This window comes from Nocardia violaceofusca NBRC 14427 (assembly GCF_963869435.1).
Taxonomy (GTDB): domain Bacteria; phylum Actinomycetota; class Actinomycetes; order Mycobacteriales; family Mycobacteriaceae; genus Nocardia; species Nocardia aobensis.
Genome location: NZ_CAWMPM010000001.1, coordinates 91,138 through 107,466, shown reverse-complemented (window position 1 = coordinate 107,466; position 16,329 = coordinate 91,138). Strand labels below are relative to the sequence as shown.

The 16,329-nt window shown below is 70.0% G+C and carries 15 protein-coding genes; 9 read left to right on the top strand and 6 right to left on the bottom strand.

The window, feature by feature from the left end:
* Nucleotides 1–95: 95 nt before the first annotated feature.
* From mptB to AC5592_RS00505, 4 genes are all read left to right on the top strand, one after another.
* Complete coding sequence (gene mptB / locus AC5592_RS00520; protein ID WP_036502685.1) at nt 96–1,793, top strand: polyprenol phosphomannose-dependent alpha 1,6 mannosyltransferase MptB; 1,698 nt, start codon at nt 96–98, stop codon at nt 1,791–1,793.
* The gene (locus tag AC5592_RS00515) at nt 1,790–2,722 is read left to right on the top strand and encodes an ABC transporter ATP-binding protein (RefSeq protein ID WP_036502493.1); all 933 of its coding nucleotides are present in this window, start codon (nt 1,790–1,792) and stop codon (nt 2,720–2,722) included. The genes mptB and AC5592_RS00515 overlap by 4 nt, the downstream gene beginning before the upstream one ends.
* Complete coding sequence (locus AC5592_RS00510) at nt 2,719–3,507, top strand: ABC transporter permease (RefSeq protein WP_036502496.1); 789 nt, start codon at nt 2,719–2,721, stop codon at nt 3,505–3,507. The genes AC5592_RS00515 and AC5592_RS00510 overlap by 4 nt, the downstream gene beginning before the upstream one ends.
* Nucleotides 3,508–3,598: 91 nt before the next feature.
* Nucleotides 3,599–4,573 (top strand): COX15/CtaA family protein, encoded by a 975-nt coding sequence (locus AC5592_RS00505; protein WP_036502500.1) that lies wholly within the window; start codon nt 3,599–3,601, stop codon nt 4,571–4,573.
* Between the two features lie 29 nt (nt 4,574–4,602).
* Here AC5592_RS00505 and AC5592_RS00500 read toward each other — a convergent pair whose 3' ends face one another.
* Nucleotides 4,603–5,670, bottom strand: a complete 1,068-nt coding sequence (locus AC5592_RS00500) for a phosphotransferase (RefSeq protein WP_036502504.1) — start codon at nt 5,668–5,670, stop codon at nt 4,603–4,605.
* A 155-nt stretch (nt 5,671–5,825) separates the two neighbouring features.
* Here AC5592_RS00500 and AC5592_RS00495 point away from each other — a divergent pair, with 155 nt between their 5' ends.
* Entirely contained in the window at nt 5,826–6,050 is a 225-nt protein-coding gene (locus tag AC5592_RS00495; RefSeq protein ID WP_036502507.1) for an FmdB family zinc ribbon protein, read from the top strand.
* Between the two features lie 6 nt (nt 6,051–6,056).
* Here the strand turns inward: AC5592_RS00495 and AC5592_RS00490 are convergent, their stop codons facing one another.
* From AC5592_RS00490 to AC5592_RS00480, 3 genes are read right to left on the bottom strand one after another with little or no spacing between them, the layout of a single operon-like run.
* Nucleotides 6,057–6,929, bottom strand: coding sequence for a class I SAM-dependent methyltransferase (locus tag AC5592_RS00490; protein ID WP_036502510.1), 873 nt, complete (start codon nt 6,927–6,929; stop codon nt 6,057–6,059).
* A gap of 25 nt (nt 6,930–6,954) precedes the next feature.
* Nucleotides 6,955–7,734: a transporter substrate-binding domain-containing protein gene (locus AC5592_RS00485; protein ID WP_063063025.1), complete on the bottom strand. Its 780-nt coding sequence runs from the start codon at nt 7,732–7,734 to the stop codon at nt 6,955–6,957.
* Nucleotide 7,735: 1 nt separating this feature from the next.
* A complete protein-coding gene (locus tag AC5592_RS00480) occupies nt 7,736–8,086 on the bottom strand; it encodes a hypothetical protein (protein ID WP_036502514.1) in 351 nt (116 codons plus the stop codon).
* Nucleotides 8,087–8,168: 82 nt separating this feature from the next.
* On the opposite strand from AC5592_RS00480, the gene AC5592_RS00475 reads away from it, so the two are divergent.
* A complete protein-coding gene (locus tag AC5592_RS00475; protein WP_036502516.1) occupies nt 8,169–9,134 on the top strand; it encodes a quinone oxidoreductase family protein in 966 nt (321 codons plus the stop codon).
* Between the two features lie 4 nt (nt 9,135–9,138).
* Here AC5592_RS00475 and AC5592_RS00470 read toward each other — a convergent pair whose 3' ends face one another.
* Nucleotides 9,139–9,759 (bottom strand): TetR/AcrR family transcriptional regulator, encoded by a 621-nt coding sequence (locus tag AC5592_RS00470; RefSeq protein WP_036502688.1) that lies wholly within the window; start codon nt 9,757–9,759, stop codon nt 9,139–9,141.
* Nucleotides 9,760–9,839: 80 nt separating this feature from the next.
* Between AC5592_RS00470 and AC5592_RS00465 the strand changes: the two genes are divergently transcribed.
* Both AC5592_RS00465 and AC5592_RS00460 read left to right on the top strand, forming a co-directional pair.
* The gene (locus AC5592_RS00465) at nt 9,840–11,273 is read left to right on the top strand and encodes an FAD-dependent monooxygenase (RefSeq protein WP_063063024.1); all 1,434 of its coding nucleotides are present in this window, start codon (nt 9,840–9,842) and stop codon (nt 11,271–11,273) included.
* A 145-nt stretch (nt 11,274–11,418) separates the two neighbouring features.
* Entirely contained in the window at nt 11,419–12,591 is a 1,173-nt protein-coding gene (locus AC5592_RS00460) for a hypothetical protein (RefSeq protein ID WP_063063023.1), read from the top strand.
* Between the two features lie 165 nt (nt 12,592–12,756).
* On the opposite strand, the gene AC5592_RS00455 is transcribed toward AC5592_RS00460, so the two are convergent.
* Nucleotides 12,757–13,743 carry a heme o synthase gene (locus AC5592_RS00455; RefSeq protein WP_036502522.1) on the bottom strand — a complete coding sequence of 329 codons (987 nt, stop codon included), beginning with the start codon at nt 13,741–13,743 and terminating at the stop codon, nt 12,757–12,759.
* A gap of 438 nt (nt 13,744–14,181) precedes the next feature.
* Here AC5592_RS00455 and tkt point away from each other — a divergent pair, with 438 nt between their 5' ends.
* Entirely contained in the window at nt 14,182–16,326 is a 2,145-nt protein-coding gene (gene tkt, locus AC5592_RS00450; protein ID WP_036502525.1) for a transketolase, read from the top strand.
* The last annotated feature ends 3 nt before the right edge of the window (nt 16,327–16,329 follow it).

Genomic DNA, 16,329 nt, shown 5'->3' with positions numbered 1-16,329 from the left:
TCCGACCTGGGCATCGACCCCCGGTGCAATATGTCACGGTCCGCGTCGCGACGTTGCGATCGGCCCGGCGTCCACCCCGGCTACGCTTGACCTCCGTGGCGGTTGTGGAAGGCGCATGGCGTAGGAGCATCGAGATCGGACGCCGGGCCCTGGGCCTGGACGTCCCGCCCGCCGATCACACCATCGCGGTGCTACACACCGTCGAAGCCGACGCACCGGGGCTCGACACCCGGGAAACCGCGCAGTTCAAGCGCATTCGGCTGCTCGGCGCCACCGGCTCGGTCCTCATGGCGATCAGTGCGCTGGGCGTCGCCGCCCAGCCCGTGCTGCAGAATCCGGTCTCCGGAGTCCGGGTGATCGGCGTCTTCGCGCGCTGGCAGACCTCGTCGCTGGCACTGTGCATGATCGGCACGGTCTTCGTGGTGATGGCGTGGCTTCTGCTGGGCCGCTTCGCGGTCGGCGGATTCGGCGGCTCGCCGGTGCACCGGCTCAGCCGCTCCCAGCTCGATCGCACCCTGCTGCTGTGGATCATCCCGCTGTCGGTCGCGCCGCCGCTGTTCTCCAACGACGTCTATTCCTATCTGGCACAGGGCGAGATCGCGGCCCGCGGCCTCGATCCGTACGCGGTCGGCCCGGCCACCGGCCTGGGCCTGCACAACGTGCTGACCTACAACGTGCCCAACATCTGGCGCGACACCCCGGCCCCGTACGGCCCGCTGTTCGTCTGGATGGGCCGCGGTATCGCGCATGTGACCGGCGACAACATCATCGTGGGCGTCTGGGCGCATCGGTTGCTGGCGCTGGCCGGGGTGGCCCTCATCGTCTGGGCGCTGCCGCGGCTGTCGCGGCGCTGCGGCGTCGCGCCGGTCAGCGCACTGTGGCTGGGCGCGGCCAACCCGCTGGTGCTTTTCCATTTGGTCGGCGGCGTGCACAACGAAGCCTTGATGCTGGGCCTGATGCTGGCCGGGGTGGAGTTCTGCCTGCGCGCGCTGGCCACCGAGCACACCCCCGGGCTCGGCGGGTTCGACCAGCGCGGCTGGCTGCTGCTGACCTCCGGCGCCGTGGTGATCACGCTGTCGTCGGCGGTGAAGATCCCCTCGATCATCGCGCTCGGATTCGTCGGTATGGCCCTGGCCCGGCGCTGGGGACGCGGCTGGCGGCCGCTGCTGGCCGCCGCGGCGGTCCTCGGCGCGATCACCCTGGTCACCACGCTGTTCGTCAGTTACACCTCCGGGCTCGGTTTCGGCTGGACACACACCCTCAATGCCGCCAGCACCGTGCGCAGCTGGATGTCGCTACCCACGGCGATCGGCATCATCACCGGATTCGGCGGCGTGCTGCTGGGACTGGGCGACCACACCACCGCGCTGCTGAGCATTACCCGCCCGATCGCCGCTGTCGTGGCGGCGCTGATCACCATGCGCATGCTCATCGCCACCTGGACCGGGCGATTGCAGCCGGTCGGCGCGATGGGTGTGTCGCTCGCGGCGATCGTGCTGCTGTTCCCGGTCGTACAGCCGTGGTATCTGCTGTGGGCGATCATGCCGCTCGCGGCGTGGGCGACCACTCCCGCGTTCCGGGTCCCCGCCGTGGTGTTCTCCGCAGTCGTGAGCGTGATCCTGATGCCGCGCGGCGCCGATTTCGGGGTCTTCCAGATCATCGAGGCGGCGGTCGCCGTGGTCATCGTCGCGCTCGGGTTCATCGCGGCGACCCGGAACCTGCTGCCCTGGCGCAATCGGACAGGGGTGTCTGCTCCGTCACAGCCGGGCCCGGCATACGGTGTCTCCTCGTGAGCGCAGCCTCGGAACCCGCTGTCTGTATCGACGGTGTCGTGAAACGCTACGGCGACACCACCGCTGTGGACGGGGTCGCTTTCGAGGTCGGACGGGCGGAGGTGCTGGCGCTGCTCGGCCCCAACGGCGCCGGCAAGACCACCACCGTCGAAATGTGTGAGGGCTTCCTGTCCCCCGACGCCGGTTCGGTGCGGGTGCTCGGGCTCGATCCGGTCGCCGATTCCGATCGCCTGCGCCCGCGCATCGGTGTGATGCTGCAGGGTGGCGGGGCCTATCCGGGCTCGCGCGCCGGCGAGATGCTCGATCTGGTCGCCTCCTACGCCGCCGATCCGCTCGATCCGCAGTGGCTGCTCGACACCCTGGGCCTGCACGACGCCCGCCGCACCCCGTATCGGCGGCTCTCCGGCGGTCAGCAGCAGCGCCTCGCGCTGGCGTGCGCTCTGGTGGGACGTCCCGAACTGGTCTTCCTCGATGAGCCCACGGCCGGAATGGACGCCCAGGCCCGGCATCTGGTGTGGGAGCTGATCGACGCGCTGCGCCGCGACGGCGTCGGGATTCTGCTCACCACGCACATGATGGACGAGGCCGAACAACTCGCCGACCGGCTGGTGATCATCGACCACGGTCGCATCGTCGCCGCCGGCACCCCGGCCGAGGTCACCTCCGCCGGCGCCGAGGGGCAACTACGTTTCAGCGCGCCGCCGAAGCTCGACCTGTCGCTACTGGAAAGCGCACTGCCGGAAGGATTCGCCCCCAGCGAGACCGCGCCCGGCTCCTATCTGCTGTGCGGCGACATCACCCCGCAGGTGCTGGCCACCGTGACCGCCTGGTGTGCACGAATCGACGTGCTGCCCACCGATATTCGCATCGACCAGCGCCGCCTGGAGGATGTGTTCCTCGAACTGACCGGACGGGAGCTGCGCGGATGACCCGGACCGCCCCTCGTTTCACCCCCGGCACCTTCAGCCCCGCGCCGCGACCAGCTCCGCGCCTGGCCATGCTGGCCGCGCAGACCCGGATGGAGCTGATCCTGTTGCTGCGCAACGGCGAACAGCTCCTGCTGACCATGTTCATTCCGATCACGCTGCTGATCGGGCTGACCCTGCTGCCGCTGGGCTCGAGCCTCGGCGAACACCACAAGGTCGACCGGATCGTGCCGGCGGTGATGATGGTGGCGATCATGTCCACCGCGTTCACCGGCCAGGCCATCGCCGTCGGCTTCGACCGCCGCTATGGTGCGCTGAAACGCTTGGGCGCCACGGCATTACCGCGCTGGGGCATCGTCGGCGGCAAATGCGCGGCGGTGCTGATCGTGGTGGTGCTGCAATCGGTTCTGCTCGGCCTGATCGGTGTCGCGCTGGGCTGGCGGCCCGCGATCGGCGGGCTGGCGCTGGGCGCGCTCGTCATCGCACTCGGCACGGCCACCTTCGTCGCGATGGGACTGCTGCTGGGCGGCACCCTCAAGGCCGAGATCGTGCTCGCGCTGGCGAACATTTTGTGGTTCGTGATGCTGGGGGTGGCGAGCCTGGTCTTCGCCTCGGACAACCTCCCGCACGCGGTGACGCTGATCGCGCGACTGATCCCTTCGGGGGCGCTGGCCGAAGCGCTGGATCAGGCGCTGCACACCAGTGTGGACTGGTACGGCATCGCGGTGCTCGTGGTGTGGGGCGTGGTGACGGGCTGGCTGGCGACGCGCTGGTTCCGCTTCGACTGAACGACCGCGATGCCGGCACGGATGTGACGGCAACGACACAACGTAGTAGCCCCCGTGCGGGCGCGGATCCGGCTGCGTCTACCATCGTTTCGTGCTGTCACGCGCGTTTGTGCGACTCGTCGACTTTCTGCCGCTGCCCTCCCTGCGGGTGCAGCGCATCTTCGCGTTGGCGGTGATCCTGTCCCAGGCGGGCATCTCGGTGACCGGCGCGATCGTGCGAGTCACCTCCTCCGGCCTCGGCTGCCCGACCTGGCCGCAATGCTTCCCCGGCAGTTTCACCCCCACCGCCCACGCCGAAGTTCCCGCGATCCACCAGGCGGTGGAATTCTCCAACCGGATGCTCACCTTCGCGGTGACGCTGTGCGCGGCACTGATCGTGCTCGCCGTGGTCCGGGCGCGGCGGCGGCGCGAGGTCGTGATCTACGCCTGGCTGATGCCCGGCGGCACCGTCCTGCAGGCCGTGATCGGCGGGATCACCGTGCGCAGCGGGCTGCTGTGGTGGACGGTGTCGGTCCATCTGCTGGCCTCGATGCTGATGGTGTGGCTGGCGACGCTGCTGTTCGCCAAGGTCGGCGAACCCGACGACGCGGTCGACGTGGTCCAGGTCCCGGCACCGCTGCGCTGGCTGACCGCACTGAGCGCGGTCGCGATGACCGGCACCCTCATCGCCGGCACCCTGGTGACCGGCGCGGGACCCCACGCCGGTGACAAGAGCACCGAGCGGCCGGTGGCACGCCTGCAGATCGAGATCGTCACCCTGGTGCACGCCCACGCCGAATTGCTCGTGGCGTATCTGGCGTTGCTGGTCGGCCTCGGCTTCGGACTGGCCGCGGTGGGTATGACCCGCGCGATCCGGGTGCGTCTGATCGTGGTGATCGCCACGGTCTGCGCCCAGGCTCTGCTCGGCATCGTCCAATACTTCACGCACGTTCCCGCGGCGCTGGTGGTCTTCCACGTCGGCGGAGCCACCGCATGCATCGTCGCGACGGCCGCGTTGTGGGCCTCGATGCGCACCCGCGAACAGGTCACCGCGCCGGCCCCCGAAGCAGCCGCACGCGCCGCCTGACCCGGGCCCCGCATCCTCGGCGCTGACGGTTACACCGGTTTCCGTTCGAGTGCGCCCCAATCCCGGATCGCGGCACAGCTGCGGCGCGCCATGGCGGCGAACATCTCGTCCCCGCGCGGCGTGGCAGCACCGTAGGCGGCGCCGAACACCGCGACCAGCGGGCCCTGCACCAGCGCGAACCCGTAATCCTGGTGGCACTGCTCCAGTGTGTAATCGGTGACACCATAGGAACACAAGGCGCGCCAATAGGTTTCGATGATCGACTCCTCGTGGGCGCGGCGGATCTCGGGTTCCAGGGCGGTGGCGACGAAGTAGGACAGATCGCGCGCGGGCAATCCGAGGCCGAGGGTCTGCCAGTCGACCGCCCAGACCTCGATCTCGCCGCTCTCGATCTCGCCGCTGTCGCCGGAGAACATCAGATTGTCCAGGCGGTAGTCGCCGTGGACGGGCGCGAAGCGCTCGGGTGCGGCCAGTAGCCAGTCGGCGATGCCGGGAACGCAGGCGCGCAACGTCTCGTGATCGGCCGCTGAGAGCCGCTCCCCCAGCCGGTCGATGAAGATTTCCGTTGCGGGACCGTACAATTCGGCCAGAGCTCGAGCCTCTGCGTCACCGTTGAAGGCCAACCCCTCGATCGCGGGCAGGCCGGGATCGCACCAGCGCGGGCCGTGCAATCCGGCGAGATTACGTACCGCCGCATGCGCCTGGGCCACCGTACATCCGGTGAGCTGATCGCCCTGGCGAGCCGGGGTGAGATCGTCGAGCAAGAGGGTGAATTCCGCGCCGTCCCCGTCGAATTCGGCGTAATGACAGGCGGGCACGCGAACGGACACGGTGGGCGCGATCTCACGATAGAAGCGGATTTCCTGCCGATAGGCGCCCGCGACCATGGCACGCGCGGCGGGGTCGGCGGCCGGCAGCTTCGCGATCAACCGCGGCGGCGCGCCCTCGCCGCCGATCTCCAGCCGGAATACCGAGCCCATCTGACCGGTGCCCACCGGGGTCGCGATCACCTCGCGCACCGGCGTCGACAGCGCCGCACTCAACCACTGCGGGGTGATCTCGTCGGCGCCGGCCACGATCTTCGCGGTTGCCGTCATCTGCGCACTCCCTTCGCCCGGACAACAGGCCGGACATGTGTCCGGGACAGTAACACGGACGTACCTCCAGGACAGCGCAACGCGAGATCCCGGCAGCCCTGAGCGGCATCGACCCATGTCGACGCGTCCCCGGCCCCGGCAGCCATAATTCACGTATGCCGACCTACGCCTACCGCTGCCGGGAATGCACGGAATCGTTCGAACTGACCCGGCCGATGAGCGAATCCGGCGACCCGGCGGTCTGCCCGGGTGGCCACCGCGACACCGTCAAACTGCTCACCACGGTCGCCCTGACCGGCAAGGCCGCGGGATCGGGCGCACCGTCGGCACCGTCCGCACCGTCCGGCGGCGGTTGCTGTGGTGGCGGCTGCTGCGCCTGATCGCGATCAGACGCGGTCGGCGATCAGCGCGCGTCCCAATCCGTAGGCGCGGGACTGCCGAGCCGGCACGTCGAGTCGGCGCGCCGCCTCGATCAACTCGAGGTCCGCGGTGACGGTGAACCCGTAACGCGTTGTCAGCGCGGCGATTTCCGCGGGCGACCACGCCGACACGTGCGGTTCGTCGGCGAGCGGGTCCCGGGCGCCGGCCAGTTTGCTGTAGAGACGCATACCGGCACGACCGAGTGCGGCGAAGCGGTTCGGGGTGGGATAGGTCGCGATCAATCGGCTGCCGTTCGCGCTGCGCGCGGCGACGACGGCCAGCGTCGATTCGACCTGCGGCTGTGTGAGATACGGCAGGACGCCCTCCCACACCCATGTGGTCGTCGCGTCCGCGCGATGGCCCGCCTCGGCCAGGCGCGCCCCGAGGTCGTCGCGGCCGAATTCCACCGGCACATAGGTCAGCGACTTCGCGACCGGAACCAGCGCACCTACCCGTTCGCGCTTGTCCCGTTGCGAGGCAGGATGATCCACCTCGAAGACATCGGCGGCGGGTTCGCCGGTCCGCCAGGCCCGTCCGTCGAGTCCGGCGCCGAGCAGTACCAGCTGCGCGGCCGACGCCTCACGGATCGCCTCGTCGATGACGACGGTGCGGGTGGCCAGCACGGCGGCCGTGGCCGTGAGCATCTCGAATTCGAGCCGCTCCCGCCAGCCGCCGGGTGGCCGCGGTGCTCGCGCGCGCCGCACCGCCGCACGTTCGTCGTCGTGAAGCAGTTGCGCCGCAATGGGATCCGAGAATTGCCCGACCGCCAGTCGTCCGTCTGCCACCGCCCGGCCCTGACAGACCAGGACCGCGGTCCGGCTCGCCGCTTTATCCGTCACCCGGTCGATTATGGTCGCGCGTCGCTCAGGCGGTGGCGTGCGGTCCGATCCATTCCGCGACCCGCCGGTCGACTCCCCCGGTCGCGAGCTGGCTCGCCAGCCAGGAATTGACCATCACCGCGGCCGGGACGTCGTTCTTCGGCAGCAGGAACACCTTGCCGAAGGAGTCGAAGGGGGTCTCCGGGTGCAGTACCCGCAGCTCGGGATGCTGCCGCACGCGATAGCGGCCCTCCACCGAATCGGTGACGAAGACATCTGCGCGACCGGCGACGATCTGGTCGAAAATGGTGACGTTGTCCGGCCACACGGTCAGCTGCGCATGCGGGAAATGCGTGCGGGCGAATTGCTCGTTGGTGCCGCCGCGGTTGACGATCACCCGCACCTGCGGCTGATCGATCTGCTCGATCGTCGCGTACTTCCCGGCGTCGTCGGCACGCACGATCGGGGTCTTGCCGTCGGTGCCGTAGCTGAGCGAGAAGTCGGCATAGGCGCGCCGGGCCGCGGCGTCGGAAATTCCGCCGACCGCGAGATCACAAGCGCGCGCGGCGAAATCGCCGCCCATCGACGCCCAGGTCGTCGGCACGAACCGCACCTGGCGCCCCAGCAGCTGTGCCATGTCGCGGACCAGGTCGATGTCGATGCCGCGGTAGCCGCCGTGGCCGTCGGTCACCGAATAGGGCGGATAATCGCCGGTGGTGCAGACCCGCACGGTCGCGGGGTCCTCGGCTCGCGCCGGTACGACCATCGTCAGGACCGCGGCCGCACCGGCCGTCGCGGCGGCGATCATCCGATGCCGCAGAGCCATCTCAGTTCTCGTTGCGCGCCTTCGGGAACCGGGTCTGATGGGCGACCCAGCCGGCCATCCGCGCCCAGTGCCCCTTCGCGGGCGTGGCGGCCGAGCTCAGATCGCGATCCCAGTGCTCGGTTTCGGCGAGGCCGTCGACGGCCTCGACCACGGCCTTGGCGGTGGCCAGATCCGCGACGACTCGATCGCCGAGCACACCGTCGGCGCCGACGAGGGTGATGCGGACCCCGATCCGACCGATCGGCTGCAGCACGGCGGTACCCGAACCACCGTGGGCGGCGACGAACTTCTCGACCGACTCGACGACGGTGGACGACGGCGCGACCGGGGCCGCGGTGGCGGTTTCGCTCATGGCGTGGAGTTTACCGTCCGGTAAGGCCCACCCGACCGCCCTACCGGGGTTCGCGGCACACGGGGGTGTAGAACTGAAAGCCATGCGCGCCATTCAGGTCAGCGAACACGGTGGTCCCGAAGTGCTCGTCGCGACCGAGGTCGACGACCCTGTCATCGGGCCGAATCAGCTGCTCGTCGATACCGAGGCGGCCGGTGTCAATTTCATCGACACCTACATCCGCACCGGCACCTATCCGCAGGCGGTTCCCTACATTCCGGGCTCCGAGGGCACGGGCGTGGTCGCCGAGGTCGGTTCCGAGGTGACCGAATTCACCGTCGGCGATCGGGTCGCGTGGGCGGCGGCGCCGGGTAGCTACGCGGAGAAGGTCGCCGTGGACGCCGCGGTGGCGGTGGCCGTCCCCGACGGGGTTCCGGCCGCGGTGGCGGCCTCGGCACTGCTGCAGGGAATGACCGCGCACTACCTGATCGAATCGGTGTACAAGCCGCAGCCCGGGGAGACGATTCTGGTTCACGCCGGCGCCGGCGGCGTCGGACTCCTGCTGACCCAGCTGGCCGCCGCCCGCGATATCCGCGTGATCACCACGGTGTCCACCGACGCGAAGGAAGAATTGTCCCGCGAGGCGGGCGCCGCGCATGTGCTGCGCTACGGAGAGGATCTCGCCCAGCGGGTGCGCGACCTCACCGACGGGATCGGGGTGGCCGCCGTCTACGACGGGGTGGGCGCGGCGACGTTCGAGGCGAGCCTGGCGGCCTTGCGCATCCGCGGCATGCTGGCGTTGTTCGGCGCCGCCAGCGGCCAGGTGCCGCCGTTCGATCTGCAGCGGCTCAATCCGGCCGGTTCGCTGTTCGTCACCCGCCCGACGCTCGCCCACTACACCCGCGATCGTGATGAATTGACCTGGCGCGCAGGCGATGTCCTGAACGCCGTCGCCGACGGGACGCTGCGGGTGCGGGTCGGCGCCGAATACCCGCTGACCGAGGCCGCGCAGGCGCATCGCGATCTGCAGGCCCGCAAGACCACCGGGTCGATCGTGCTGGTGCCCTGAGCGGTCAGTAGTCGCGGCCGGTGAGTCCCCGGTAGACGAACCGGGTCAGCCCGGCCACCGCCTGTTCGTCGTCGAGGGCGAGCACGCCCTCCTCCACCGCCTCCAGCAGTGCCCGCACCAACAGGAACATCATCGCCACGCTGACCTCGGGCGTGCCGGGCAGGCGGAGTCCGGCGGCCTCGAAACCGTCGACGTGGTCGACCACCTCGTCGAGTTGACCGGCGGTGAATCGACTGGTCAGCCGCGCGAAGTCCTCGTCGACGAGCGCCGCCTGCGTCACCGCCCGCAGCACCGGCCAGTGCCGGCGCGCATAGCGCCAGTACTGCTCGATATGGAATTCGACGGCCTGCGGCTTGGTGAAATCGGGATCGTGGGCGCCCGCACCGGCGGAGGTGTCCCCTTCGGCCGCGAAGTCCTCCAGTAGCGCCTGGAGCAACTGTTCCTTGCCGGCGAAGTGGTTGTAGAACGATCCCGCCGACCGGCCGGCCGCCGCGGTGATGTCGGTGATCTTGGTGTTCAGGTAACCGCGCTCGGCGAACAACCGCCGGGCGGCGTCCTTGAGCGCCTGCTCGGTTTCCGCGGACCGCTGCTTGCGACTGCCGACCTGCTCATGTCCGGTCGCCATCACCACCTCCTTGACTCCGGACAGTATCAACCCGATACTGAATCGAAATTCAGTGAAACTCAATTCAGTTAGAGGTTGTCATGACCCGGACAGTTCTCATCGCCGGAGGCGGCCCGACCGGACTCACGCTCGCCATCGACCTGGCCCGCCGCGGAGTCGATGTGCGCATCGTGGACAAGGCCACAACTCCGTTCACCGGGTCCCGGGGCGACGGCATCCAGCCCCGCACGCTGGAGGTGTTCGACGATCTCGGCGTGCTCGACGCCGTCCTCGCGGCGGGAACCCCCACTCCCCTCATGCGCGCCTACCTCGACGGCACGCTGGTGGCCGAACGCCGGATGAGCGAACCCCGCGCGGCGAGCCCGGCCGTGCCATATCCGAATCCGTGGGTGCTGGGCCAATCCGATACCGAGCGACTCCTGCGCGACCGCCTCGCCGAATTCGGTGTGCGCGTCGAATTCGGTACCGCCCTGGCCGGTTTCACCCAGGACACCGACGAGGTGCGAGCCACGCTGACCGGACCGGGCGGCACCGAAAACGTCGCGGCGCGGTATCTGATCGGCGCGGACGGCGGCGCCGGAACCGTGCGGCGCACGCTGGGAATCCCGTTCGAGGGGACCACCGACGAGTCGATTCGCATGCTGCTCGGCGACGTCCCGGTCGACGCGCTGGATCACGACTTCGGATACTGGTTCGCCACCGCCGCGACACCCACCGCGGGTGTCGCGTTGACGCCACTGCCCGGCGGACGGCTGTTCCAGTTCGCCGCCCCGCTCGGAGACGATCCGCGGCCCACTCGCGCGGTCCTGCAGGAACGGCTGGACCGGGTGAGCGGGCGCACCGATCTCACCGTCGGGGAGCCGGTGTGGTCCACGGTGTGGCGGCCCAATATCCGGCTGGCGCAACGGTTCCGGTCCGGTCGCGTATTCCTGGCCGGCGATGCGGCCCACGTGCACCCGCCCACCGGCGGGCAGGGGATGAACACCGGCATTCAGGACGCCTACAACCTGGGCTGGAAACTGGCCGCCGCGATGGGCGGCGATCCGGGCCCGCTCGAGACCTACGAGTCCGAGCGCCGCGCGGTCGCTCGGCGAGTGCTCGGCCTGAGTACGGCACTGCTCGACAAACACCTCGAGGGACACGAGGACGCGATGCACCGCGGCGCCGAGACTCATCAACTCGACATCAGCTATCGCGATGCGTCCGACGCCGCCGGGCTCACCGCGGGCGACCGGGCGCCGGACGCCCCGCTGCGGACCGGTGACGGAGGTGCGCTGCGCCTGTTCGACCTGTTCCGGGGCCCGCACGCGACCCGCCTGACGTTCGGAGCACCGGCCGACATCTCGGAAGACGCCGGGGTGCGGGCGTATTCGATCGTCGCGCCCGGCCATCGGCCCGAACCCGGGCAGCTGATCGCGGTCGACGGCCACGCCTTCATCGATTACGCGGCCACCGCGGGCACGCAGGTGCTGGTGCGCCCGGACGGATACCTCGCCTGGTATCGGCAGGGGTGACCCGCCGACGACCCGGGCGCACCGATGGTGGATGATCTGTGCTGCCGCCCAAGCCGATTCGCCCGCTTCGCCGTACCGTCGTACGGTGGTCGGGCGGTCGCTCGGGGCGGCCGGCAGAACAGGCATCGGTCAGGGGTTGATCCAGATGTTGGTGAAGGTTCGCAACGACGACCCGTCGCGGCTGTCCAATTCCGAACGGACGGTGGCGAACTGGCTGAAGACCTGGACCGGCGCACACGCGTTACCCGGTATCGCGGTGGTCGCGGCCGGTGCCGCCGACGCGATCGTGTGGACGCCCAAGACCTGCGTGGTCGTCGTGATCAAGGACTTCACCGAACGGGCGAGCGGCACCCTCACCGTCTCCGGGTACCGGCCCTGGACCATCGGCGACCGCATCGCGCCGCTGTCGGGAACCGAGGCCGGAACCGAACCGATGACCGAGATCCGCGCCCGCACCGGCGAGATCGCCGAACTGTTGCGCGGCGCGCCCGGCCGGGAGCGGGTCGGGGTGACCGGCATGGTGCTGGTGATGCCGCAATTGAGCAGCCGGGTCGCCCTGGAGCAGGGTGACCTGCCCGACGGTATCGATGTGGTGCTCGGCGACGGCCCGGCGGCCTTGCGCAACTACTTCACCCGGATCACCGCGGACGCACCCGACACCTGGAATGCGACGCAGGTCGGCCAGGCGCTGGCCGCACTCGGATTCGCCACGGCGGCAAGCCATTCCGATCTCACCGCGGAGGGCTTTCCCGCCCGGCTGGAGCGCACTCCCCCGCCGCCGAATCCCGTGCCGGCCCGGGGCCCCAAACCGCCGGCGGGAGCGCCGCTTCCCGGGACCGGTCCGGCCGGTGTCCCGGTCGCCGCCTCCGCAGCGCCGATGTCGCCGGGCGGTGCCCCGGTATCGATGGCGCGCCCGAATCCGGCGGCGCAACCCGCGACCGGAACCGTCCCTCAGCCGGTCGCCGCCTCGGGTTTCGGACCCGGCGGTCCCGCGCAGACGGGTCCCGCGCCGGCCTACGGCCAGAATCAGCAACCGTATTCGGTGCCCTTCGATCCGCGCCCGCCCGCGGCCCCGCCGCGACGCAACCGCAACCGCGGCCTGGTGCCGCTGGTCCTGCTGGGCGTTCTGGTCGTCGTGCTGGCGTTGGCCGCCATGTGCACCGCCGGCGGCGGTTCCGGCTCCGGCCCCAGTCACGCCCCCGCCTCCGGTCGCACCACCACGACGACCACCTCGCCCTACACCCCCGCACCGGAACGCACCGTGCCGCCCTCGACGCCCGGGCACGCGTGCTATCCGTTCCAGCCCGGCTGCCCCTGAGAAGAGGGATGACGGTTGTCTGCCGCTACGGCGACGGGATGACGCGGGCGACGGAATGGCGCTTCGGCCCCCTGGCCGTACGGGCCGTGTCCGCGTATAGCCCGAACGTCGGCGAGACGCGCCGAAGTGCCTGTTCACGGGCGCGGACCGGCGCCCGGAGCGATCTCAGCCGAACAGCGTCGAGCCGATGGTGTGCCAGCCGAGAACCGAATCCACGGCCAGACCGCAGAACACCACGGCGAGGTAGTTGTTGGACTGCAGGAACAGCCGCAGCGGCTTGACCGACGCGCCGCGCCGCACGCCGGAGTACAGCTGATGCGCCATCAGCAGGAACCAGGCGCCCGCGACGATCGCGACCGCCGCGTACACGACACCCGTCGCCGGAATCAGCGCCAGGGTCGCGAGCACGGTCAGCCAGGTGTAGATGACGATCTGCTTGGTGACCACGCGCTCGGTCGCCACCACCGGCAGCATCGGCACACCGGCCGCGCGGTAGTCGTCCTTGTAGCGCATCGCCAGCGCCCAGGTGTGCGGCGGCGTCCAGAAGAAGATGACGGCGAACAGCGCGACCGCGGGCCAGCCGATGGTGCCGGTGACCGCCGACCAGCCGACCAGGGCGGGCATACAGCCCGCGGCGCCGCCCCACACCACGTTCTGCGAGGTCCGGCGCTTGAGGCCGAGGGTGTAGACGAAGACGTAGAACAGGATCGTCGCGACCACGAGCAGGCCGGAGAGCAGATTGGCCTGCCACCACAGCCAGGCGAACGAGCCCGCGCCGAGAGCGACACCGAAGACGAACGCGTTGCGGGTCGGCACCGCCTCCCGCGCCAGCGGACGCTTCGACGTGCGCTTCATGACCTTGTCGATATCGGCGTCGGCGACGCAGTTGAGGGTGTTGGCACTGGCCGCGCCCATCCAGCCGCCGAACAGGGTGGCCACGATCAACCGGATGTCGACATGGCCGCGGTCGGCCAGCAGCATCGTCGGGATGGTGGCCACCAGCAGCAGCTCGATGACCCGCGGCTTGGTCAGCGCGATGTAGGCGAGCACCCGGCGGGTCAGCTTCGACAGCGGGCCGCTGCCCTGGACACGGTCGGCGAGCGCCGTCGCGGAGGAGCCATGCGCATCACCCGGCTGTTGCCCAATCCGCACTGTCTCTCCTCGCAGGTGGTGCATCGATCCGGTAGGGAAGCAACGGTTTCGGCGGCGTGGCGGGCCTCCCGCGCGCAGCCGTTTCCGCTGTCACCGCAGAGCGCGGCGCGGGCGGCGCAGCCTCTACTACAGACGATGGTAGACCCCCGCGTGTTGTGCTCCGGCACCCACCCGCCGCGAAACCGCCCGTGCCGCAGGCGATCGGCCCCGGCCGGTCCGGACGCGAGGGCCACGTCACATATCCGCCGTCGGCCGCTGTGCGGAATCGCTTCGGCCCGGCACGTCGGCGGCTGTCATCATTCACCGTAACCCCGCGCACCTGCACGGGGTGCGGGCGAAGGGTTCCCCACTCACGGCCATCAGGCGACCTCTAGGGTGGTGGGTACAGCCCGCAAGCCGCCGTTGTACACACACGAGAAGGTCAGGAGAACCTCGGTCGTGTCAGTCACAGACGACATCCGCGCACTCACCCAGCCCGCACATCCGGCCGACTGGACCGAACTGGACACCAGAGCCGTCGACACCGTCCGTGTCCTGGCCGCCGACGCGGTACAGGCCGCCGGCAACGGCCACCCCGGCACCGCGATGAGCCTGGCGCCGCTGGCCTACACCCTCTACCAGCGGGTCCTGCGCTACGACCCGAGCGATCCGGACTGGACCGGCCGCGACCGGTTCATCCTCTCGTGCGGACATTCCAGCCTGACCCAGTACATCCAGCTGTACCTGTCGGGACTGGGCCTCGAACTCGATGACCTGAAGCACCTGCGCAAGTGGGGTTCGCTGACCCCGGGCCACCCGGAGTTCCGCCACACCAGGGGCGTGGAGATCACCACCGGCCCGCTCGGCCAGGGCCTGGCCTCGGCGGTCGGCATGGCGATGGCGGCCCGCCGCGAGCGCGGTCTCTACGACCCGTCCGCCGCGACCGGCGCCAGCCCGTTCGACCACTTCGTCTACGTCATCGCCTCCGACGGCGATATCGAAGAGGGCGTCACCTCGGAGGCCTCCTCGCTGGCCGGCACCCAGCAGCTGGGCAATCTGATCGTCTTCTACGACGACAACCGGATCTCGATCGAGGACGACACCTCCATCGCGCTGACCGAGGACACCGCCGAGCGCTACCGCGCCTACGGCTGGCACGTGCAGGTCGTCGAGGGCGGTGAGAACGTCACGGGCATCCTGGAGGCGATCGAGGCCGCCAAGGCCGTCACCGACAAGCCCTCGTTCATCCTGCTGCGCACGATCATCGGCTATCCCGCGCCGAACAAGATGAACACCGGGGCCGCGCACGGGGCCGCGCTGGGCGCCGACGAGGTCGCCGCCACCAAGGAGATCCTCGGCTTCGATCCGGGCCAGAGCTTCGTCGTCGACGACGAGGTCATCGCCCACACCCGTGGCAACGCCGCCGAGCGCGCCAAGGCCGCGCGCGCCGTCTGGCAGGAGCAGTTCGACGCATGGGCGCAGAACAACCCGGAGAACAAGGAGCTGTTCGACCGGCTGCGTGAGCGCCGGCTGCCGAAGGGATGGACCGAGGGACTGCCCTCGTTCGAGCCCGACGCCAAGGGCATGGCCACCCGCAAGGCCTCGGGCAAGGTGCTGGCCGCGCTGGCGCCGGTGCTGCCGGAGCTGTGGGGCGGTTCGGCCGACCTCGCCGAATCGAACAACACCACCATGCCGGGCGTGCCGAGCTTCGGCCCGGCGTCGATCTCCACCGGTATGTGGAAGGCCGAGCCCTACGGCCGCACGCTGCACTTCGGTGTGCGCGAGCACGCGATGGGTTCGATCCTCAACGGCATCGCCCTGCACGGCCCGACCCGGCCCTACGGCGGCACCTTCCTGGTGTTCTCCGACTACATGCGCCCCGCGGTCCGGCTGGCCGCGCTCATGCGGGTGCCGGCCATCTACGTGTGGACCCACGACTCCATCGGCCTGGGTGAGGACGGCCCCACCCACCAGCCGATCGAGCATCTCGCCGCGCTGCGTGCCATCCCCGGCCTGAACGTGGTCCGCCCCGGCGACGCCAACGAGACCGTGTACGCGTGGCGCACCATCCTCGAGCTCGAAAGCGCCGAGCAGCATTCGCATTTCGTGCCCGCCGACCACCCGCACACCGACGGCCCGTCGGCGCTGGCGCTGACTCGCCAGGACGTGCCCACCCTGGAGGGCACCAGCTACGAGGGCGTCTCCCGCGGCGGATACATCCTGGCCGAATCCTCCACCGGCACACCGCAGGTGATCCTGATCGCCACCGGTTCCGAACTTCAGCTCGCCGTCGCCGCGCGCACTACGCTGGAGGAGCAGGGCATCGGCACCCGGGTGGTGTCCATGCCGTGCGTGGAATGGTTCGACGCGCAGGAACAGTCCTACCGCGACGAGGTGCTGCCCCCGCAGATCACCGCCCGCGTCACGGTCGAGGCCGGTATCGCGATGCCGTGGCACCGCTTCACCGGCAGCGACGGTGAGAACGTCTCGATCGAGCACTTCGGTGCCTCGGCCGACTTCAAGACCCTGTTCCGCGAATTCGGCATCACCGCCGAAGCCGTCGTCGACGCCGCGAAGCGCTCACTCGACAAGGTGAAGGGATAACCA